The sequence below is a fragment of the Halomonas sp. H10-9-1 genome (assembly GCF_040147005.1).
Classification (GTDB): Bacteria; Pseudomonadota; Gammaproteobacteria; order Pseudomonadales; family Halomonadaceae; genus Halomonas.
The window spans coordinates 691,658-714,834 of the sequence record NZ_JAMSHO010000001.1 but is presented as its reverse complement, the minus strand read 5'-3'; the positions used below and the strand labels follow the sequence as shown (position 1 = coordinate 714,834).

Sequence of the window (23,177 nt, the reverse complement as noted above, 5' to 3'; positions counted from 1 at the left end):
ATGCCCGAGAACGCCTTCATCAATGCCCGCCCGGTCATCAAGGTGGACGGGCAACGACGCGACGACCTCAGCGCTGCGCTCATCGGCATGGTGGTGAACCTGCCGCTGCACGGCTGCGCCCATGCCGAGCTGACGGTCACCAACTGGGGCACGCCGGCCGGCGGGGACGCTCCGGCCTTTGTCTTCGACGACATCGCCCTGGGGACGGAACTGGAGATCGCCATGGGCCAGCCGGAGCCGGTGCGCATCTTCCGGGGGGACATCACCGCCATCGAGGAGCAGTACGGCGATGGCGCCCCCGGCCTGGCGCTGCTGCTGCAGGACAGGCTGCACCGGCTGGCCCGGACGCGGCAGAATCGCAGCTACGAGGAACACTCCCCCGACGATATCGTCCGCGCCATCGCCGACGCCGCCGGGCTGCGCGCCGATGTCCAGGTCTCCAGCATCACCCAGAGTTGGCATCAGCTCAACGAAAGCGACCTGGCGTTCCTGCTGCGCCTGCTCGGCCGTTTCGACATCGCCCTGCGGCTGGAGGACGATACCCTGCGCGCGCGGCCGGAAGCCCCCGACGGCGCGCCGGTCGAGCTCAGCGCCCAGGACAGTGCCCTCAGCGTGCGGCTGATCGCCGACCTGAACCACCAGCCGGTGGCTTCCCGCAGCCAGGGCTACAACGTCGACACGGCCGAGGCGGTGGACCACAGCAGCGACCGGCTGACCCCCGCGCCCGAGGCGACCAGCGCCGCCGACACCCTGGCCCGGCTGGGCTGGGCCGGCGACGAAACCGTGCCCCACCCCTTCGCCCGCAGCCAGGCGGAGGCGGATGCCTATGCCGACGCCCACTTCCACCGCATGGCCAAGCGCTTCGTGCAGGGCGAGATCGTCTGCCTGGGGGAGCCAACGCTGCAAAGCGGCCGTGAGATCCGGCTCGGCGGCGTGTCGCCGCGCCTGCGCGGCACCTACCAGGTGGTGCATTGCTGCCACCGCTTCGATAGCCAGAACGGCTACGAGACCCATCTCAAAGTGAACCGAGCCGACTGGAGCCCTGCCCCATGAACGCCCATACCCTTGGCCACCTGCACAGCCTGCAATTGGCGCAGGTCACCGACAATGCCGACCCAGACAGCCGCGGCCGGGTCAAGGTCCGGCTGCAGGCCGCGCCGATGGAGATGTGGGCCAGCGTGGTGGCCCCCTCGGCCGGTCACGGCTATGGCGCCAGCTTCGTCCCCCGCCTGGAGGAAATCGTCGTGGTGGCGTTCGTCGACCAGGACACCCCGCTGGTGCTGGGCAGCATCTGGTGTGGCAGCGGCAGCCGCCCGCAGGATGCCGACCCCCAGGAGCAGCACTATGTGGTGCGCACCCCGGGCGACACCGTGCTCGAGTTCGACGACAACGACCCCAAGGTGGAGCTGCGCACCCGCTCCGGCTACCGCGTCACCGTCACCGAGAGCGGCGGCGGCGAAGTGACGATCGAACGCGGCAGCCAGAGCGTCACCATGACCGCCGCCGAGATCAACGTGGACAGCGCCGGCCCGGTGAACATCAGCGCCTCACAGGTCAACCTGTCCGCCGCCCTGGTCCAGGTGGACGCGGGCATGTCCCGCTTCAGCGGCGTGGTCCAGTGCGACACCCTGATCGCCACCTCGGTAGTGGGGACCGCCTACACCCCCGGTGCGGGCAACATGTGGTAACGAGGAGAGACAATGACCAGCGTCCAGATGCTCCACGACGTTCGCCTCAAGGCCCCGTACTTCGAGAACGGAGAGCGGGCCACGCTGCTGCGTTACCTGGATGCGGATTTCGTCGCCCGCTTCCAGCAGGACATACAGCAGCGACGCTTCGGGCAAGCGCAGTTCGCCGACTGGGCCCAGGAGGAGACCCACAGCCCGTTCGACAGCAAGCCGGTATTGCGCCTGCCGACCCATCGCGCCTTCCACCTGCTGTGCTGCGAAGTCGTCTGCGAACGCTTCGGACGCCCGGCGCTGGATCCTGCCCGCATCACCTCGGCCGGCTTCGTGATTCGACGCCTGCGCGACGGCCGGGAACAGGCCTGGACCCTCGAGGAAGGAGAAGCCCTGGGCTGGCGCGACGCCAGTGCCGGCCCCAAGGACCCGGACCTCGACCGGCGGCTGTGCGCCAACGGCGTGCTACGCCCGCGCGCCAACCAGGCCACCTATAGCGGCGAGCAGACCCATCCGCTGCACGTCCTCGACACGACCGACGCCAAGGGCAAGCGCCATACGCTGCTGTTCGGTTACGTGCCGCTGGGAGGCTTCTACTACGAACGCGACCCCCAGGGCCTGTTCGATGCCCAGAGCCGCCGGGTGGTCGAGGACGTCGCGGCCCGCTCCCTGCCCTGGCCCTTCGGGTACCGCGACGACGTGCCAGCGGCATGGCGGACGGACGACAGCGTGCAGGTGGATGACGGCGTGCCCAGCACCTCGCTCTTCGAGCTGCTGCGCCTGCTGGTCAACCGCTATCACCTGGGGGAGGCCGGGCGCACGGCCAATGCCGAGCTCGAGGCCCTGTTTGCCGACATCTGGTTCTACGACGACGCTCGCATTCCCGCCCGGCTGCGCGGCGCCCCCTTCACCGAGCACAGCCGCGAGCTGATCAGGGGGGCACGGCGCTTTCCTCTCACCGCCTACCTGCAGGACTGTTTCGCCCGCGGCGATGCCAACCCCCTGGTGCGATGGCTCATCGAGCAGGACGAGGCCGCCGACCAGGCCGGCGGCCTCGACCGCCTGGCACGGCTGGCGCCGCTGCCCGCTGCCGACGGCAACGGGACCCTGGCCCTGTCGCTGAAGCTGCTCGCCAGCGATGCCGAGGATATCCGTCACCGCCTGGGCCAGCGTTTTCGCGAGCAGACCCTGGCCCAGGCACGCGAAATCCCGCTGCCCAAGTTCGGCCAGGGCGAGCATGACGTCTACCAGATCCTGCCCTTCGTCCGCTCCCGCAACGACCAGGGCAAGGAGCAGCTCCAGTGGGGGGATGGCCACTGCCGGTCCCTGCAGTTCCGGGTCGCCGCGCCGCTGGACCCCGAAGCCAGCCGGCCATCGCTGATTCCCATGCCGAGCCTCAGGGACCTGAAACGGGGCCTGGCGAAGGGCGCCGCGGTCCTGACACCCGGCGACACCTTCGATTTCATCAACGGCTTGAGGTTGAAGAAGGGGGCCAGCGAGGACGTCATCGGCAAGGGCCCGAAACTGGGCGTCCAGTGGATCTGCTCGTTCAGCCTGCCGGTGATCACCCTGGTGGCCATGATCCTTTTGATGATCATGATCTCGCTGCTGAACATCGTCTTCTTCTGGCTGCCCTGGGTGCGGATATGCCTGCCGTTTCCCAAGGTCGACAAGTAGGCAGGAGGTGACACCGCGATGAGAACCCCGATGCCCCATGTTCGCAGTTGGCCGCTGGGCGGCGTCGACGAGGACGGTGCCCTGAGGTGGGCCGCGGACGACCAGAGCGTGCGCGAGGTGATGCTGAATATCCTGCTGACCCGCCCCGGCGAGCGTCTGCAGCGGCCGGATTTCGGCGCCGGCCTGCTCGACTTCGTCCACCAGCCCAACAACGAAACCACCCGCAACCTGATCGCCGGAGTGGCGAGGAAGTCCCTCGCGCTGTGGGAGCCACGGGTGGTGGTGGATGCCGTCGACGTCAGCCCGGGGCCTGACGCCTCGTCGGAGGTGCACATCAATATCCGCTATCGCCTGCGCCACAACCCGGCCCCCGCCGAACTGGGGCTGACCCTGAACCTGGGCGTCTAGCAGATGGCTGAAAAGCGTAACCGAGGCAGCCGAGGCGAGGCCAGAACCGGCGAGAACCAGAACCGGCAAGAAAGCGCAGTTTAGTCGGCTAAATGAGCCTTTATAGCCTGTTTTAACGCAGCATTCGGCAATGCAGATAGGTTGTCAGCTGTCTGCCAAGGAGGACGAGAGAGCATGCCACTACCGGTCCCCAACCTGGATGATCGCCGCTTCGATGACCTGGTCGCCGAAGCCAGGGAGCGCCTCGCCACCCACCTGCCGGAATTGACGCAGATAGCACCCGGCGATCCGGTGCATGGTTTCATCGACCTGTTCGCCTGGCTCACCGAGACGATCCTCTACCGCGCCAACCTGATTCCCGAGCGGCAGCGGCGCATCCTGCTGAACCTCTTGCAGATCCCGGTGCGGCCGGCACGCCCGGCCCGGGGGGTCGTCTGCGTCGATGCCGGACCCACCAGCGTGACGCTGCCACCCCTGCTGAGGGATGGCAGCCAGCTGCGCGGCGGCAAGCAGAGCCTGACCACCCAGGGCGAACTGCAGCCCACCTGCCTGTCCCTGCAGGTGCTGATCAAGCAGCGCCTGACTCCCGACGACCTGGCAACGCTGGGCATGACGCTGCAGGACCTGCACGAGCAGTTCGGCCTGCGTAGGGGCGAGACCCCGAAGCCCTTCCAGCCACGGCGCTTCGCGCCGGGCCGCGAACGGCTCAGCCTGGCCCGGAGCCTGGATCACAGCTTCTACCTGGCCTGCATCGCGCCGAAACCACTGGATGACAACCTGGACCTGCTGCGCGACAACCTGGCGGGCATTCGCCTGAACCTGGCCATCGCGCCGGCGGACGACCTGGAGGGCGACAGCGTGGGCGACCTGGAGGCGCGCCACCTGCTGTGGGAACTGGTCGCCGCCGGTCCCGACGGCACTACCCGCTTCCTGCCGCTCGACGTCATGTCCGATACGTCGCTGGGGGGGCGCCAGGCCGGCGTGGTGCGGCTACGCCTGCCCAACAACAGCGCCCTGTTCGAGGACTTCGCCAACGCCGACCCCATGTTCGACGGCAGCAAGAACCTGCCGCCGGCGCTGGACGATGCGGTCGAGGCGGCCCGGGTGGCGCTGTGGCTGCGCCTGCGCTGCCCGGACGACCCCGACCTGCAACTGGGCTACCTGGGCCTGAACGGCGTCGACGTCGTGGCGCAGGGCCTGCGGCGGGACCGCATCGTCGGGCTCGGTACCGGGCTGCCGGATCAGGTCGTGGCCCTGCCCGATCAGCAGATCGACGCCGGCAGCCTGGACCTGCAGGTCGAGGAAGAGGGCGCCTGGGTGCCGTGGCAGGGGGTGGACTACCTCGCCGGCCAGGGACCGGAGGCCCGGGTCTATCGCCTCGATCCGGCATCGGGCTACGTCTCCTTCGGCGATGGCCTGGAGAACGGCCGGCGCCCGCCCCGCGGGGCCCGCATCCGCATCGCCCGCTACCGCCATGGCGGCGGTGCAGGCGGCAACCTGCCCGCGGGCAGCATCAGGGAGATCGTCGACGCCAGCCCGCGCTTCAAGCTGCGCCATGAGTGGCCGCTGCGCGGCGGTCGCGACGCCGAAACCGTGGAACAGGCGGAGCAGCGCATCCCCCAGTTCCTGACCCACCGCAACCGCGCGGTGACCGCCACCGACTTCCAGCTGATCTGTCGCGGCAATCCGGTGAACCCGGTAGCGCGCGCCGAGGTGATCGAAGGCTTCCTGCCGGGCAACACCCTGGATGCGGCGCGCCGGGACGTGCCCGGCGCGGTCAGCGTCTTCGTGCTGCCGCCGGCCGAGGTCGGCATCGGCAACTGGCCCAAGCCCAACAAGGCGCTGCTCAAGGACCTGTTCCACTACCTGCTGAGCCGCATCCTGGTCGGCACCGAGCTCTACGTGCTGAGTCCGCAGTTCGTCCCCCTCGCGGTCAGCATCCTGGTGCAGGTGCGGGAGGCGCAGACCGAGCAGCAGACCCTCAAGGCGGTACAGGCCGCCGTGACCGAGTACCTCTGGCCGCTGGCACCCGGCGGGGCCAACGGCGACGGCTGGGCCCTGGGCCGCGCGGTGCGGGCCAACGAACTGCTGACCCGGGTGGCGCGGGTCGAGGGCGTGCAGTCGGTCAACGCCGTGGCGCTGTTCGAACTGACCTCCCGGGACGGCCAGGCCCAGTGGCGACGGCTGCCCGAGGCGGAAGCCCTGGCCCTGACCAGCTACCAGCTGCCGGAACTGATGGGCGTGCGGGCAGGCATTGGCGGCGCCGGGGACACCCCCCCGCTGCCCGGCGGGGTCGGCCCCTTGCAGGGTGCCCCGGGTGACGATGGAGACGGTATCGCCGTGCCGGTGATACCGGACCTATGTTGATGGATAGACGCTGATGGACGTTAACAACACCCCCTACTTCCTGCTGCGCAGCGAAGCAGAGTTCGCCGAAGGCTCGCGACGGCTGCAGTGGCACGCCGGCCGGCAGGCCCTGACCCTGGCGCAGAATCAGCACCTGCGCCTGCCCGCCAGCGACCCGACATCAGCGCTTGCCGCCTGGCAAGCGGCGACGCCGATGGCGGTGGACGCCCACTATCAGGTCGCGCGACTCGGCGCCGATGCCCGCTCGGTGGAGTTCAACAGCGGCCGGGGCTGGCGGCCGCTGAAGGATGGGGATCTGAACACCCTGCGCGCGCCGGCCGGTACCCTGCGGGACCTGAGCCTGAACCGCGAGGGCCTTCTCGCGGTGCCGTTCAGCGACGATGCCGACCAGCATGGCCTGCTGCTGTTCCACCTGCGCCAGCGCTGGCTGGCCCAGTGTGCCCTGCCGGTGGCGCCGCGCCGCGCCTGGGTGGATGCAGACGCTCGCATCTGGTGCCTCGCCGCCGACCGGCTGATGCTCTGCCAGGGCGCGCCCCTGCCGCTGCCCTATGCGCCCCGCGAAAGCCGCTTCGAGCCGGTGACACCCAATCCCGATGCCCTTGGCCTGCGCTGGCAGCAGCTGCTGCCGGCCGGGTGGGAGGCTCTGGCGCTGTGCGGCGACCGGGAGCGGCTCTATCTCCTGGTGCACGACGGCGCCGGCCACCAGCGGATCCTCGGCCGCTCGCGTTCGACGGTCCGCGACCGTCCGTACCGGGGCTATGCGCTGGGCGACGACGTCCCCTTCGCCGTCGACCTCGAGATGGTCGGCCCCGGCCGGCTCGCGGCCCTGGCGCCACGCCAGGCGGACGATGCCGGTTTCCGCCAGCGCGACTGCCCGGTGCTCGGCCTGCAGCGAAATGCCGCCAGCGACGGCGGCGAGGCGCACCTGATCCACGAGCGCTATCCCATGCTGTCACTGGCGGTGCCCCGCTTCGCCAGCAGCGCCGACGGTCAGCTGCGTTACCAGGCGGAGCCTGACCCGGACTACCCGAACTTCGACCCGCGGCCGCGGGAACTGCACGCCCTGCGCCAGCCCCGTTACCACCTGGAGGCGACGGCCCTGCTGCAGGAGGTGCTGGATTCGGGCACTCCCAACACCCTCTGGCACCGTGTCTACCTCGATGCCTGCATCCCGCCCGGCTGCGGCATCAGCCTGGCGGTGAGGGTCTTCGACACCCCGCAACAACGGGGCAGCGCCGAACTGATCGAGCAACCGCTGCCGGTGTGGAACCCCCTCCCCTCGGAGCTGGCGTTCCAGCAGGCCCTGTCCGGTCACGAGCACGGCCAGCGGGGGCTGTTCGAACTGCTGCTGCAGCGCCCCGGCGGCCCGGTACGCCGCCTTGCCGGCCGGTATCTGCAGCTGCAGGTGCGGCTGCAGGGCAACGGGCGCGCGGCGCCGTCCCTGCATGCCATCCGGGTGTATCAGCCACGCTTCTCCTACCAGGAGGCCTACCTGCCGGAGCTGTTTCGGCAGGAGCTGCGTTACGACCCCGCCAACGCCAGTGGGCCGGCCAACGGCGCCGATACCCGCGAGCGGCTACTGGCGAGCTTCGAAGGGATGCTCACCCCGATCGAGGGCCGCATCGCCGCCAGCGACCAACTGCTCCATCCCGATTCGGCGCCGGCGCACAACCTGCACTGGCTGGCCCGCGCCCTCGGCACGGACCTGCCGGAGCACTGGCCCATGGCGCGGCGACGGCGCTGGCTGAAGGAGGTCACCCTGATCCAGCAGTACAAGGGGAGCCTGCCGGCGGTGAACCTGGCGCTGGACATCCTCACCGACGGCGGGGTGCAGCGGGGCGAGGTCGTGGTGCTGGAAAACTTCCGCTTGCGCCGCACCCTGGCGACCATCCTCGGCCGCCACATGGACGACGCCGACCACCCCCTCACCCTCGGCACCGGCATGAGCGGCAACAGCATCGTCGGCGACAGCCTGATCCTCTCGGACATGGACGCACGGGAATTCCTGGCGCTGTTCGCGCCGGAGCTGGCAACGGAAGAGGAAGCCCGGGCGGTCGAGGCCTTCTTCGAGCGCTACGGCCACCGCCTCAGCGTACTGCTGCACGGCCCCGCACGGCAGCAGCGCCACGCCGTCGAGGAGATGCTCACGCAGCAGCTACCGGCGCACCTGCAGTGGCACATCATCGAGACCGAGCGGCCCTTCATCCTGGGCACCTCGCCGCTGCTCGGCGTGGACACCTATCTGGAACGCCGCCCCGGCGCCGAGCCGGTCGTCCTCGACACAACCCGCATCGGACAGGACGGCCAGCTGCATAACCCGGTGGCGTTCTCGCCGCGGGACATCAACGCCGGCGCCTGGCAAGGAGACGAACCATGAGGAGGCCCCATGAGTAACCAGGACGACCTGCCGACCCTGAAACAGGACGACCAGCTGGCGGAGCCACTGCGCCGGGTGTCCTACGAGGCCGGCATGATGCTGGGGCTGGAGGCCACCCGCGACGAGCAGGCCTACCACCGGCGCCGCCTCACCCGCCACCAGTACTGGCTGCACGGTTACGGCACCCTGGCGGGGCTGCACGTGAGCATGGCCCCGGACAGCCATGAAAACGACACCGACGATGTGCTGGTGCGGCTGCAGGTGAGTCCCGGGATCGCCATCGACGGACTCGGCCGGGAAGTGCTGGTGCACGAAACCTACTGCATCAACCTTCGCCAGTGGCTGGAGGCCCAGAGCGAGGGCGACCTGCTCGAAGGCTTCGATGGCGACACCGAGCGGCTGTGGCTGAGGGTCTCCGTGCGCCAGAAGGATTGCCCGCTGGCACGCCAACCGGTGCTGACGCGCAAGCTCAACCTCAGCACCGATGCGGTCCAGCCCAGCCGCACCGCCGACAGCGTGCAGCTCGAGCTGAGCCCCGAACTGCCGCCTGGGCCCGATGAGCGCTTCGCGCCCTGGGCCAGTCACCCCCCGGTGACGGATGCGGTGCCCGGCCTCACCGCCGTCGAACAGCAGACCCTTGACGCGCTGGAGCTGGACAACCCCGCCGCGGCCGCCCAACTGAGCCTGCACGCCAGGCTGCTGCACGCGCTGGACGCCGGCGGCGTGGCCACCACCAACCTGGCGGACGAACTCGAGGCCGGCGCCCGCCTGCTGCTGGCCCGGATCAGCATCAGTACCCCCGACCCGGTCAACGTCGTGGTGAACCCGCAGCGGATCAGCATCAACAACCTGGTGCGCCCTTTCCTCACCACCGCCAGCCAGCTGGCCTGGCTCCATCGCCAAGGGTGAACCGACATGACACTGCCGCTCCTGTTCACAAGCCGGGTTAACCAAGCATGCGAGGAGGGACCATGAGCGAGATTCTGTTTCAACCCCTGGGGGATCCCATCGCCGCCGGCGAGAGCCTGGAGCATATCGCCGACATCGACCCACGCATGACCCGTACCCACTACTTCGACGGCCGCCTGCTCACCGCCGAGGACCTGGAGCGGGACCAGATCTACCTGGACCAGCGCCTGCGGGAGATCGGCAAGGTGCTGGGCCAGGGCGTGCTCTCCGGCCTGGCGCTCGACTACGACCCCTTTTCCGGCCTGCTGACCCTGGGGCCGGGGCTGGCCATCACGGCCCTCGGCCGGGTGCTGCAGCTCAACCGCCAGCTGCTGGTCAGCCTCGGCGACCGGGCCCTCATCGCCCAGCTCAACGACAGCAAGTACCGACGCTTCAACCGCGGGCTCTATGCCGTGGTGCTGAAATACGTCGAGGTGGCCACCGACATCGCCGAGGTGTTCCCGACGGACCTGGCCTCCAGGCGCGGCGCCGATTACGCCCTGGTGACGGAGTCGGTGCAGCTGGGCCTAGTGCCCCTGCCCCTGGCGTTGCCGCAGCAGGACCCGCTGCACGTCCGGGCCAACCTGATGCGCGAGCTGCTGGGCAGCGAACAGGCCGCTGCGCTGCTGCCGGAGGACAGCGTGGCGCTGGGGGTCCTCGCCATCCAGAACGACACCCCGCAGTGGCTGGACAGCGAGCTGCTGCGCCAGCCGGCGCGGCCGCAGGGGGGCGCGACGGACCTGCAACAGGACCTGTCGCGCCAGTACGAGGCCCTGCTCGCCGATATCCTCACCGCCCGCGCCGGCGGCAGCCTCGACAACCACTTCGCCGCCCGTGACTACTTCGGCCTGCTGCCTCCGGTGGGCAGCGTGCCCCGCGACGCCATCGACGCGGTCGGCGGCCACCAGGGCTATTTCCCCGAGCATTTCAACGTCCATGTCGCGCCGGTCCGACTGTCGGAGCTGGAACTGATCCGGGCCGAGTCGCTGCGGCTGCCGAATATCGACCTGAACAGCCGCGAAGGCGTCGACATCGTGGTACTGGCGCCGCTGTCGAATCAGGACTATGGCCTCTACGCCAGCCAGCTGGAGCGCGATATCGATCCCGAGAGCCGACGCCTGCCGCAGCTGGATCTGCTGCGCCTGAAGCTCTACCCGATGCAGCCGGTACACCGCCTCGATACCGATGCCAGCGTCTGGCAGAGCATCTGGGATGCCGTGGCCGACGGCCGGCTGATGTACGTGCGGCGCCCGGTCCGGACGGCGGAAACCGCGGTGAGCGGGATCGTGCTGGCGCTCGGCAGCCACGTGCCGGAACCCGCCGAGCCCCCGCCGACGGATGATTCGGCGCCGACCACGCCGTCCGACCCCGGCAGCGTCATCGAGGATGAGGAGAGCGTGCTGCTGCGCTTCATCGACTTCGAGCGGTTGGCGCAGATGCGTCCGCCCCGGGATGGTCGCGGCAAGGAGGCCCTGGGACAGCTGATCGACAGCGTCGGCAAGGACGCACCGCTGGTCCTGCAGGCCAACGAATTCCTGATCCGGGTGGAGCGCCACTACGACGCCGTGGTCTGGCCGACCCTGCGCGTGCTGATCGAGCGGAAGACGCTGCCGGTGCTGCTGGAGAGGTTGCGGAAGACCGACGAGCGGCACCCCGCCGTGACCGGCAAGCGGGTGGTGGAGGCCGCCGCCGAACTCGGCATCGACGGCGACCTCGCGGACCAGTGGGAAGCACTGGTGGGACAGATCAACTGAGGAGCCGACCATGTCGATGATCCTGCTGCACCGCCCCATCGCCAGCGCGCCCGAACTGGAACGGCTGCACCTGTTTGCCGGACGCCACCTCGGGGAAGAAGAGTTCGATCGTCAGCAGGCCTATGCCGATGCGCGCCTGGCCCCGCTGCTCAAGACCCGACCCGCGGGCGTGGTCCATGGCCTGCGTCTCGGCAGCAGCGGCGCCGGTGGGCTCACGGACCATGCAACCTTCGTCGTCAGCCCGGGACTCGCCGTCACGCCGCAGGGCCAGACACTGAACCTGCAGATGCCGCTGAAGGCCGAGTGGCAGGCCCTGATCGAGTACTACCTGACCCGCACGGCGACGTCGGATGCCACCGGCGTCTATTACCTGACGCTGCAGCAGGCACTGGACACCATCGACGCCCCCGGCGTAGAACCCTGCCAGCGGATGGAGTTCGACCCCACCAGGGATTCACGCCTGGTGGCGGTCACCAGCGTGCGGCTCAAGCGGTTGGCCATCGCCTCGGAAGTGGTCACCGCCACGCCACCGGAGCGGCTGCAGAACTGGGTGGCCGCGGACCGCGTCGACGGCGAGTTCCTGGGCGGTTTCCAGCAGGCCATTCCGCTGGCCCTGCTGGCGATCACGGCCAGCGGTGACAGCCACAGCGTGGCCTGGGTGTCGGAGGCCGCCGGCCGCTACGAGGCCAGCCCCCACTCAGGCTATCGGGTCCTGCTGAACCAGACCAGCGCCACGCTGCGCCGGACGATGCAGGCCGCCAGTGAACCGGCCAATGCCGCGACGCCGCTGGCGGACTTCCTCGACGCCAACCTGCACCTGGATTATTTGCCCGCCGCCGGCCAGTTGCCCGTCAACTGGCTGCAGCGCCCGGCGGCCGTCGCCCCCGACCTGCTCTGGCTGCCCGCGCACCTCGGGGTCGACATGGTGCCGGTGCCGGCGGACTCGGTGCCGGAACTGATCGACCGGCACCTGCCGCGCCGGGTGATCGACCTGCGCCGCCCCGCCGGCGACAGGATCCGCCTGCTGCTGGCGCTGGAGCGCCGCGATTACCGCGCCGACCTGCTGGACATTCCTCCCACGGAGGCGCGGCTCGAGGCCGATATCTACCGCTTCTACATGCGCGCCTACAACGCCTGGCATCGCTGGCGGACGCAATTCGACCGGCTCTACCACGTGGAGCCGCTGCCCCCACCCGAGGACCTGTCCGCCATCGAACACCGGGGGCTGGACCCGGCGCAGTTCAAGCACCTGGACCTGCCCAAGCCGACCCTGCCGCCCATCGACCCGGCCAGCCTGTTCCAGAATGTCATCCAGCGGGCACGGCAGGCATTCGGCACTCTCGACCCCGAGACAGCTCCCCCCTACCCGTACGCCAGGGGGATCCCGGCGCAGCCGGCCTTCTACCGCGACTGGCTGGTGACGGTCGACAAGGTCCCGCTACCGCCGCCGGTGTCCACACCGGAAGACGACGGCCTGGTGATCCAGTACGCGGTGGCCCTGGTGGAGCTGGAGGCCATCGAGAACCAGATCAGGACGATCCGCTCGCGGCTGGAGAAGACCCGGGACCTGGTGTTGCTGCAGCGCCAGCAGCTGGACTCGCAGACCGTGGCGCTCTCCGCCCTCGCCGGTGGCGTCGCCGGCGACGGCAATGGCCTGCAAGTGGCGCGCTGGCTGCCCTATGCCAGCCTCAATACCAACCTGATCCCGGAGGAGCTCACGGCGGCCCCCGCCAGCGCGGCGCCAACCGTCAGAGCGGCGGCCCCGGTGGTGCGGACGACCTCCACTCGCGCTGCCAGTCCCACGCCAACCGGCGACACCGCCCCCCGCCTCGGCAGGGGCCTCAGCAGCAACCTGATGTCATCCGCGTTGAACACCAGCATCAACAGCATCCCCACTTACCTGACCACCAAGCCCGAGACGTACTCCGCCTTCGAGCTCGGCATCAACAAGCAGCGCCTCGACCTGCTGGCCAACCTGGCCAAGAACCCCGTCAGCAAGCCGGCCTTCGATACCCAGGAGTTCCGGTTCGGCGTGCTTGACCATATCAGCCCGGAAATCAGTGAATACCAAACCGCGTATTGCGGCATGCGGGACCTGGTGACCACCATCCGCGACCTCTTCGACCCCACCGACGCCGCCGCCCTCAGCAAGAGGCTCAGGGTCAGCGAGAAGGATTTTGGCCTGCTCGCCCCCGCTCGCCTGGAAGAGGAGATCGACACCCGAACCCAGCAGCTTGCGGACCAGCAGGCAGAATCGACAGACGGGGAAAGCCAGGCAAGCAAGCGGCTACGGCTGCGTGGCCTGGTGGCCAGCCAGAAGCGCTACGAGGCCCTGTTCAACGCCGGCAAGGTGCTGACCCACTGGATCTCGATCGTCGAAGGTCGCTACAACCAGATCGAGCGCAAGTTGCAAGGCAAGCTACGCGAACACACCCGCAAGCAGGCGCAGATCGAGAAGCTCAGCGGCCTGATCCGGGTGGCCCGAGAAACCCTGGAAAACCTCGATCGCTACCTGGATGAACAGCTAGGCGACTACGGCGTGGCCCAGCGCCTGCTCGAGGAGGACTGGCGCCAGGCCCATGACGCCAACCTCGAGCGCTCGCGCATTCTCACCACGGCGGTACAGGGGCTCTACTACGTGCGAGTGCGCAATACGCCGGTCTCCCTCGCGCTGCCGGACCCACTGGCACTGCGCCACCGCGGCCGACACGATCTCGTGCCGGGCTGCGACGGGGACGTCGAGGCGAGCCTGCCGCAGGAGCTGGATGGCTTCTTCGATGCCGTGACCGAGATCCCGATGGACGACTGGGCGGGCCTGAAGCCCCTGCGGGCCAAGCTGCCGCCGTTCGACAAGTACGATTATCTGGGCCAGCTTCGCCAGGCCCGTTTCGCCGCCCGTCCGGCCCGTACCGATCTTGAGAGTGGGACCGGCACGCTACAGGCCCGCCTGCATACCGTGCAGTTGCAGACCCAGGCGGTGCTGGCGCAGTGGGCCGGGTTGAGGCTGCCCGCCTTCACCCGCAGCAGCCTGCAGACCCAGCAGCAGGCGGCGAAGGTCTTCTCGCTGGAGGATCTGACCCAGGGTGGCCGGGGCGGGCTGCGCAAGCAGGCACAGACCCTGCGCGAACGCCTGGAGCAGTGCCAGGCCTGCCTGTTGGAGAAGCTGGCCCTGCTGCCGGGCTCCCTGCGGCTGCAATGGGGGCAGCTGGCGGAAGACGACCGCCTCCGCGTGGAACAGGTCGGCTGGTGGCCGGGGCTGGAGCGCGCCGAACAGGACGACTTCAACGCCACCCGGACCATCGCCGAGCTGATCGACTGGTGGTTCCGGCAGCTGAGCGACGACGCCGACGCCGCCAGTCACCACGCCATGCGCAACATGATCCGCGCCAGCCTGATCTTCGCCTCTTTGGGCGACCCCCAGGAGATCGTGCGGGGGACAGTGTTCGTGCCGCCGCGGGTGGCTCGGCCCGGCGAGCGCTTCCGGGTCCAGCTCAACCGCGCCGTCCTGCCGGGGGTCAAGCTGCAGCTGCTGGACCTGAATCAGCAGGTGGCGGCCGAGTTGACCGTGGAGGACCACAGCCCCGACAGCACCCAGGTGCGCATTCTCGACCTGGTGCAACCCGACCTGACCGTCGACTCCCGCTTCGCGGTGGTCGGCAAGGCTCGCCGGTAGCCCCGCCATGGCGACCCCGGGCCGCGACACCACCATCGGCACCCTGCGCATTCGCGGCCCCGCCGGTGCGCAGGACCGGGTTAGCCGGACCCTGCAGCAGGCTGACTGGCCCGACGCCGGCGGGGACGAGATCGTCTTCGTGCGACGACTCCACGTGACGGGCAGCGCCGATCGCATCGGCACGGCACTCCGGGAGCAAGTTCAGCAGTGTCTTCGCCACGGCACCGACCCGGCCAACGTCATGCGCTTCGCCAACCGGCTGGAGATGCTGGCGGCGCTGCTGGCCGACCTGGCCCAGGGCGTCGCGGCCCGGCACTGGTACTGGCGGCGCTGGTCACGCCTGCTGTCCCTGCCGCCGAGCCGGGCGCTCCGCTCGGTGCTGGCGGACCATCAGACGCAGCTCAACGGACTGGCGGAGTCGCTGCATGCGCGGCGACAGCTGCCCCTCGTCTGGCGGGCGCTCGCCGACCCGGACGCCGAACAGCTGATGCAGGAACTGTGCTGGCATAATGATTACCGTATCGCCGACCCGGCATCGGCGCCGCCTTCGGGCACCGCCCCCCTGCGCCTGCCGCAACGGCTCAGGGAGCGCTGGCAACCGGCCCTGGCGACGCTCCCTCCCGCCGGTCCCCGCTTCCGCCTGGCTGCCCTGCTGATCGCGCAGGAAAGCGTCCCGCTGATGCTGATGCAGTCGGCGTCGGCAACGCTCTCCGCCATCACCGAGCAGCTGACCGGCGAGAGTGCGCCCGGGAGCTCTCCGGCTCGGCGCGCCAGCGAGCACCGCTCCCCGCTCCCGCCGCCAGACCGGCCCTCGCCACCAGACCCGCCCGCGTCCAAGGCGACGGAACGCCCGGAGCACAGCAGCCCTTCCTCTCCTCCTCGGGGAGGCTCGGGCCCCCCCGGACCGGCGCGGCCGGCGGAGCGTCATCGGGTTGCGGGCCGGGCAAGCGACGAGTCGCCCGGCGGGGCGCCGCCAGCGCACCCCTTGAGCCGGGTCGCGGTTCGCACGGAAAGCGGCGCCGAGGCGCCGTCTCTGCCGGCGCCGGAGTTCCAGACAGCGCAGGGCGGCGTGCTCTATCTGCTGAACTTTCTCGATCGTCCGCCGCTGCGGTCCCTCATGGGCGATTACCGCGAGGCCCTGCCCAGCGGCTGGCTGTGGCTCTATCGGGTGGCGCAACTGCTGGCACTGGACGACCGGGACCCGCTGGTGCCTTTCCTGGCCACCCAACTGGGACTGGACGATTGGCGGGATCTCGAGGCGCAGCCGCCGTTGCCCGAACGCGAGCGCATCGAAGCGCTGGCACGACAGTGGTATGGCCCCTCCTCGCTCTGGCAGCCATCGTTGCTGAGGCTGCCCGCCCGTATCCGCTTCAGCGCCAGCCATCTCGACATGCATACGGCCTTGTCCCGGACGCGGCTGGAGGTGCGCCTGGCGGGGCTGGACCTGAATCCGGGCTGGCTGCCCTGGCTGGGCCGGGTGGTACAGTTCCACTTCGAGCAGCACACACCGGGAGGAGCCTGAGATGACGGACCTGGCACTGCTGTCCATACCGGATTCCAGCCTGTCCACCCTGCTGCAGTGGGTCGAGACGGGCATTGCCCATTACGGCAACCCGGATCGGGACGCTGACTGGGAAACGGCCGAGCGTGCCATCCGCGAGCACTGGCCGCCGCGGGGGGGCCGCCTGGCCGACTGCATCGACGAGCAGGGCCTCGGCCGAGCGGATGCCTTCGTGCTGATCCTGGTAGGACTGGCGGAGACCCGACCGCAGATAACCTTCGCGCTTAACGAACTGCAACACCCCGACGGGTCCGGCGCGGTCGGCGTGCACCTGGCCTTGGAACTGATCAACAGCCTGTTCCCGCAAGGGGCCGCCTGGAACGCGCTGGATCTGCTCAACAGCCCACTGCTGACGCAGTCGCTGCTGGAGCTCGAGGGGGAGGGTCCCCTGCCGTTGCAGGCCCTGCGCATGCCGATGCCCTTCTGGTCGGTGCTGAACGACCGCGACCGCCCCTGGCCAGGCACCCGGCCGATCGCCGGCGGTGACCGCGGCCTGCTGCCGAAGAGCGCCCGCCAGGCGCTGCCGACCCTGGCACGGCCGCTGCTGGACGGGCAGCTGCGACACCTGATCCTGCGCGGCCACCCCAACAGCGGACGGCACCTGATGGCCCGGGCCCTTGCCGAGCTACTGGGCATGGAGCCGCTGTCCACGCCGCTGTCGCTGTGGCGGGAGCAGGCGTCTTTCCCGCTCGCCTGCCGTTACGCCGCCTGGCTGCCGGTGATCGAGGTGGAACTGAGCGCCGGCAAAGCCCTGCAGCTGCCGGCACTCCCCCACCATCATCCGGCCGTCATCATCCTGAACGCGGACGGTGCCGTCGCCGACGATGCCTGCCTCGAACACTTCATGGACCTGCCGGACCAGCAGCAGCGCTTCGAACTCTGGCGACAGGCCCTGGGACAGGAAACGCTGGCTCGCCAACTCAGCGGCAGCGTCCTGCTCAGCGGCCCCACCATCGTCCAGCTGGCAAACAGTGCTCGCCGCCATGCCGAGCAGAGCGGCGAACCCCTCGGCGCCGATCATGTCCGGCGGGCGCGCCAGGACCATGGCACGGAAAAGCTGCGGCTGCTGGCTCAACCGGTGCGGCGCCATGTCTCCCGTGACGCGGTCGTCTTTCCGCCGCTGATCGATCAATACCTCGAGGAGATGATCGCCCGGGCGCAGCAGCGCGAGTCGCTGTGGCGCAACCTGGGCACGACCCTGCAGGCGAGCCGGAGCAGTGGCCTCAGGGCGCTCTTCGTCGGAGAGAGCGGCACCGGCAAGACGCTGGCGGCCAGTTATCTGGCCAACCGGCTCGGCACCCCGCTCTACCGCGTCGACCTCGGCGCGGTGATGAACAAGTACATCGGCGAATCGGAGAAGAATCTGGGGCTGCTGCTGGACCAGGCCGCGGCGAGCGACGTCATCCTGCTGTTCGACGAGGCCGACTCGCTGTTCGGCAGCCGCACCGACGCCAAGCAGACCGGTGAACGCTACGCCAACAACCTCACGAACTATCTGCTGGCCCGCATCGAGAACCATCCCGGCATCGTCATCCTCACCACCAACAGCCGCGAGCGCATCGACAGCGCCTTCAACCGCCGCATCGAGATCATCATCGACTTTCCCCTGCCGGGCTTCGCCGAACGCCAGCGCCTGTGGCACAGCCATCTCGGCGAGCGGGCGCCGGATGGCGACGTCGTGCGCAGCCTGGCGAGCCACTGCGACCTGACCGGCGGACAGATTCGCAATGCGGTGCTGGCCGCCGCCGGCACCCAGTCGGCCGACGCCCCCATCGAGCCTCCGCGCCTGGTGCAGGCGATAGAGCGGGAATACCAGAAGCTCGGTCGCAGCATGCCTTCGGCGCTGGACAACCTGAAGGGCTGATCATGGACAGCAAGCAGACCAACAAGGCCAAGCCGGCAGACCCGCACAAGCCCCAGGGGCCAGCTAGGGCCCGACGCAAGGCGAGCACGCCGGCCTACCTGCAGCGCAAGCTCCGGGTCAGCGATCCTAAGGATGCCGAGGAGAAGGAGGCCGATGCCGTGGCGGCGGACGTAAAGCGGCGTGCCCGCCCGGCCCCCGACGAGGCAACGCCTCCGCTCGCCTCCGCCCAGCGTGTCGTCGCCCGTTCGGTCGCGCGCCAGGCTGGCGAAGAGGAAGAAGAGGCCATGATGCCGAAGGTTCGGCGTCAGGAAGAAGAAGAGGCTGCGCAACCGAAACTGCAGCGCGAGGAAGAAGAGGAAGCCGCGCAACCGAAGCTGATGCGCCAGCCCGCAGAGGAAGAGGAAACGGCACACCCCAAACTCTGGCGAAAGGGCGAAGAGGAGGAGGCCCAGACCAAGCTCTGGCGAAAGGCGGCCGACGAGGAAGAGGCGCCGTTGATGACGAAACTGTGGCGGCAGGAGGAGGAAGAGCCACAAGCCACGGCACCCAGCGAGGGACAGCAGGACACCGCCACGGCGATGGTCGAGCAACGCATCCAGAACAGCCGGGGCAACGGCACTCCGCTGCCGGATACCGTCCTGAAGGACATGGAGCAGCAGTTCGGCCAGGACTTCTCCCGTGTCGTCATCCACACCGACAACGAGGCCGCCGAGCTCTGCCAGAAACTGAATGCCCGCGCCTTCACCATCGGCAGCGATATCTACTTCGCCCCCGGCGAGTTCACGCCGGAGACCGAGACCGGTCGCGAACTACTGGCCCATGAACTGACCCATGTGGTCCAGCAGGGGCGCCATGTGGCACGCAAGATCCATCGTTCAATCGATCCCGCCGATACCCCGGCAGACAACGACAATGTCACTACAGCGCTGGAGAACCTTTCCAATCTGCGTATCCCGGCGATCAAGCAACGACATTTGCCGCTTTACACGCAACTGGCCAACAGCGGCCAGTTGGCCAGGATACGAAATTACACGCGCCCCAGCAGAGGCAGCAATACAACTCGGCAAAGTAGTGCCTGGAAACGTGATATACAGCCATCCGAAAGCGATGTGGCGGCTAAATTGCAGGCACTCGAACCTTCGATTAACTGGCCCACCAACAGAAATCATGCCGTAACCTTCTCGCTACCCAATCACTCAGAACAACTTTCATTCAGCAAATCAAAGTTTCTTCGCAATATTGTTAAAGTCCCGAAATGGGATCGAGAGGGCAACTATGTTCGGCAATATCAGGTTGACCATATCGTAGAACTACAAACTTCCGGCGCCCACGGAACCCGGAATGCCGTCGGTAACAACTTGGAAAACATGGAGTTGCTTGACCAGCCATCCAACAGCTCATCTGGAAGCAGCATTATGTCCGGCATTTACAGCCGGGTTGATGACTACCTCGACACCATCCCCGAGGAAGTGCGACTGCCCAAGAGCGAGTGGCTGAGAACGCACGATATCATTTTTGATCGAGTATCGGTCGATAGTGGCATGGGGATGTCAGAAGGCGATTCATCTTGGTGGACACGTGCTGAAGTTCAGGCTCTCGACCCGCTGGACTCGATACGCGGCGTGCCTCCGATGAGCTACGAGGGCGACGATCGCTCCTTCGTCCTTTATTCCGGACCTGGCGGAATCGAGGTCGGACGCTTTGGACATCCTCGCGGCGCCCTGGAGTTTCAGCCACGTCAGCGCAGCGCTCGTTGCCTGTCCGGTATCATTATCGAATCAGTTCAATTAACGGATCAGACTGAACTAAATTTCCGCGAAGCACCGGGGCCAATTATCGGCAACCTGTCCGGAAGATGGGATTTACCGCCCTTGTGGCAACCAGATAACCCACAGGTTACGCTGCAAATCGGCGGTCTGGGCCCCTATGCGGGTTATGCCCTGCCCCCGCCTCCACCCGCAGTGGATTTTTCCCCCACCAGTCCCGCCCTTTTCAGCGAGCTTGAGATAGGATCGGAGGGGTTCGTTGCCGAAGGCGAAATCCCAACACCGTCGATCCCGTTACTTTCCAACACAGCACTGAATCTGAGCTGGATCGGCAATGACATTCTGCTACGTGCCGAATATCGACCGGATGACTTGAACCTTCCATTACCGGGTCTAACGATTACCGAAGGCGCCATCGCCTTGTCCTACGGTCGACAACAGGGCTTCGGGGTGGATGGCACCATCTATTTCGGTATCGAGAATCTAGGTAGCGGCAACCTTACCGCGGGTTATACCCAAAGTAGGGGATTTCATGCTTCCGGCAGCTTCGATTTTGACTCAAAGCTGTTCGATGAAGCATCGGCAACTCTGCGATATCAGAACAACCAGTTTAGTGGAGACGGCACACTACGTATCAGCAACCCGGACAAGATCAGGGGCATTCACTCCGCCGAAATCACGGTGGAGTTTTCGGACGACTCATTCGCAGCTAGCGGTGACGTGGACCCCGACATTCCCGGCGTCGAGCAAGTGGGCCTGGCCGTCGACTACTCGGAGGAGGCGGGCCTCACCATCGGCGGCAACCTGCAGCTCACGGCCAATCCGGCCATCCGCTCCGGCTCCATCGAGGTGACCGTCAACAAGCGCGGGGACGACTGGCGAGTCAGCGCCACTGGCACCGCCCAGCCGGCCATTCCCGGGGTCGACTCCCAACTCACCGTCGGTTACGACGATGGCGCCTTCACCGCCGAGTTCAGCGGCGCCTACCAGCGCGGCATGCTGTCCGGCCGGGTCACCGTCGGCGCCACCAACCGTGCCGTCGGCGAGGATGGCCGCCCAAGCGGCGACCCGCTGCCGGAGGGGGCGCTGAATATCTACGGCGCCGGCTCCGCTACCATCCAGATCGCGCCCTGGCTGCAGGGCACCGCCGGGATCCGCTTCGACCCCAACGGCGAGGTGACGGTCTCCGGCGAGATCGGCATCCCCAACGAGGTGGAGATCTTCGCCCGCCGCGAGGTCAACAAGTCGATCTTCAGCATCGCCGTGCAGGTGCCGATCGTGCCCGGCATCGTCGCCGAGGTGGGCGGCGGGCTCGGTGCCGTCGCCGGCATCGGGCCCGGGATGATCGACGAGATGCGCATCGGCATCACCTACAATCCGGCCCACGAGGAGGACACCCGGGTCACCGGAGATGCGCACCTGAGCGTGCCGGCCGATGCCGGGCTCAGGCTGTCGGTACGGGCCGGCATCGGCCTCGGCATCACCGGTGCCAGCGCCACGGGGGGGCTGGACATCGGCGGCACCCTCGGCATCGAGGGCGCTGCCGAGGCCGGCGTCCATATCGACTGGACACCCTCCGACGGCCTCGATCTCAGCGCCAACCTGGCGATTCACGCCCAGCCCAGCTTCACCTTCGACATCGGCGGTTACGTCAGCGTCCGCGCCCTGGGCTTCAGCGTCTACGACGAACGCTGGCAGTTCGCGTCCTACTCCTTCGGCTCCGGTTACCGCTTCGGCATCCGCCTGCCGGTGCATTATCACGAGGGCGAGCCCTTCGACATCTCGCTGGACGACGTCCAGTTCGAGGTGCCGGATATCGATACCAATCAACTGCTGCGCGGCCTGATCGGGAGGATTGCCTGATGAACAGCGTTGCCGATTTTCTGAGAAAGGGACTGCAGGCCCACGGCGCGGGGGATCTCGACGCCGCCGCCGAGGCCTATCGGGCCGCGCTGGAACTCGACCCGGACAGCGCCAGCGCCCATAACAACCTGGGGTTCCTGCTCAGCCAGCGGCAGCAGTGGCAGCCGGCACTGCTGCACCTGCGCAGCGCCATCGCCCTGGACCCCCACTCCTCCATGGCGCACTGCAACCTGGGACAGGTGCTGATCGCGCTGCAGCAGGTGCAGGACGGCATGCACCATATCGAACAGGCGGTGGCGGAAGATTCGCACAATCCCATCGCCTGGGACGCCCTGGCCCGCTTCAAGGTGCTGCTGGGGGATTTCACCAGCGGCGAGTACGCCGCACAACGGGCCATCGGCCTGCAGCCGCACAGCAGCCCGCTGCATGTTCGTCTCGGCATCGCCCAGGCGGCGCAGAAACGCTATCCGGAAGCCCTGCGCAGCTACCAGACCGCCCTGTCGCTGGATGATCGCAATGCCGAAGCCTGGGCCCAGTTCGGCATCACCTGCTTCCTGAGCAACAACTTCGGCGATGCCCGCCAGGCCCTGCACAACGCCTTGCACCTCAATCCGGCCGATGCCAATGCCCTGCGCCACCTGGCGCTGACGGAGCTGAGTCTCGGCAACCAGGAGCAGGCCATGACGTATCTGCGGCAGATCGTCGACCAGCTCCCGGAGGAGGACGAAGCCAGGATCGAGCTGGCGGTCCTGCACCTGTCCCGGCACGAGACCGAGCAGGCCCAGCAACTGCTCGACCAGGTGCAGGAAGCGCACCGTGACAGCAACCGCTACCGCTTCTACCTGGCGCTCAGCAAGCAGCAGGGCCGGTCATGCGAGGAGAGCCAGGCGATACTGGCGAGCCTGGCACAGGGCACCGATGCCTACGCCAGGAAAGCACGGGAGATGCTGCAACGGGTGCACTGACGTGACGCTCGGCATCGCCGTTGCGCGGCCTGCAGGGAGGGACTACAGTTTTCAGTGAGCACTGCTGCGGTGTGAACGCCTTCAGGCTCGATGACGGCTGGAACAACTAAGCAACTGCGTGTCCAATAGTATCCGCAAGAAGTCGCGAAGAGGCATACCAAGCGGTTTCCTACATGGAACTCGTGCCTCACGGTAACATTCCGGCTTCCCAAGGATTTTTCCGTCAACGGCATCGGCGGTAGGCCGGTGGAGCCGGTGAGCCCACCGATCGGCGA

At 68.0% G+C, this 23,177-nt stretch carries 13 protein-coding genes; all 13 read left to right on the top strand.

The annotated features are described in order from the left end of the window. Positions 1–1,053, top strand: coding sequence for a phage late control D family protein (locus tag NFH66_RS03280; RefSeq protein WP_349608352.1), 1,053 nt, complete (start codon positions 1–3; stop codon positions 1,051–1,053). Continuing rightward, entirely contained in the window at positions 1,050–1,688 is a 639-nt protein-coding gene (locus tag NFH66_RS03275; RefSeq protein ID WP_349608350.1) for a phage baseplate assembly protein V, read from the top strand. Before NFH66_RS03280 ends, NFH66_RS03275 begins: the two co-directional genes overlap by 4 nt. Before the next feature lie 12 nt (positions 1,689–1,700). Further along, on the top strand, positions 1,701–3,356 hold the full coding sequence (locus tag NFH66_RS03270) for a hypothetical protein (protein WP_349608349.1): 1,656 nt from the start codon (positions 1,701–1,703) through the stop codon (positions 3,354–3,356). A gap of 30 nt (positions 3,357–3,386) precedes the next feature. Next, on the top strand, positions 3,387–3,764 hold the full coding sequence (locus NFH66_RS03265) for a GPW/gp25 family protein (RefSeq protein WP_349608348.1): 378 nt from the start codon (positions 3,387–3,389) through the stop codon (positions 3,762–3,764). Between the two features lie 174 nt (positions 3,765–3,938). Continuing rightward, complete coding sequence (locus tag NFH66_RS03260) at positions 3,939–6,131, top strand: putative baseplate assembly protein (RefSeq protein ID WP_349608347.1); 2,193 nt, start codon at positions 3,939–3,941, stop codon at positions 6,129–6,131. A gap of 13 nt (positions 6,132–6,144) precedes the next feature. Next, positions 6,145–8,508 carry a phage tail protein gene (locus tag NFH66_RS03255; protein WP_349608345.1) on the top strand — a complete coding sequence of 788 codons (2,364 nt, stop codon included), beginning with the start codon at positions 6,145–6,147 and terminating at the stop codon, positions 8,506–8,508. Positions 8,509–8,517: 9 nt separating this feature from the next. Beyond that, positions 8,518–9,417 (top strand): hypothetical protein, encoded by a 900-nt coding sequence (locus NFH66_RS03250; RefSeq protein WP_349608343.1) that lies wholly within the window; start codon positions 8,518–8,520, stop codon positions 9,415–9,417. Positions 9,418–9,479: 62 nt separating this feature from the next. After that, positions 9,480–11,210, top strand: coding sequence for a hypothetical protein (locus NFH66_RS03245; protein WP_349608341.1), 1,731 nt, complete (start codon positions 9,480–9,482; stop codon positions 11,208–11,210). Positions 11,211–11,220: 10 nt separating this feature from the next. Next, positions 11,221–14,883: a hypothetical protein gene (locus NFH66_RS03240; protein WP_349608339.1), complete on the top strand. Its 3,663-nt coding sequence runs from the start codon at positions 11,221–11,223 to the stop codon at positions 14,881–14,883. A 139-nt stretch (positions 14,884–15,022) separates the two neighbouring features. Further along, entirely contained in the window at positions 15,023–16,405 is a 1,383-nt protein-coding gene (locus NFH66_RS03235; RefSeq protein ID WP_349608337.1) for a hypothetical protein, read from the top strand. Between the two features lies 1 nt (position 16,406). Then, positions 16,407–18,308 carry an ATP-binding protein gene (locus NFH66_RS03230; protein WP_349608335.1) on the top strand — a complete coding sequence of 634 codons (1,902 nt, stop codon included), beginning with the start codon at positions 16,407–16,409 and terminating at the stop codon, positions 18,306–18,308. 2 nt (positions 18,309–18,310) lie between these two features. Continuing rightward, positions 18,311–21,937 (top strand): eCIS core domain-containing protein, encoded by a 3,627-nt coding sequence (locus NFH66_RS03225; RefSeq protein ID WP_349608333.1) that lies wholly within the window; start codon positions 18,311–18,313, stop codon positions 21,935–21,937. Beyond that, complete coding sequence (locus NFH66_RS03220) at positions 21,937–22,902, top strand: tetratricopeptide repeat protein (RefSeq protein ID WP_349608331.1); 966 nt, start codon at positions 21,937–21,939, stop codon at positions 22,900–22,902. The genes NFH66_RS03225 and NFH66_RS03220 overlap by 1 nt, the downstream gene beginning before the upstream one ends. Positions 22,903–23,177: the final 275 nt, after the last annotated feature.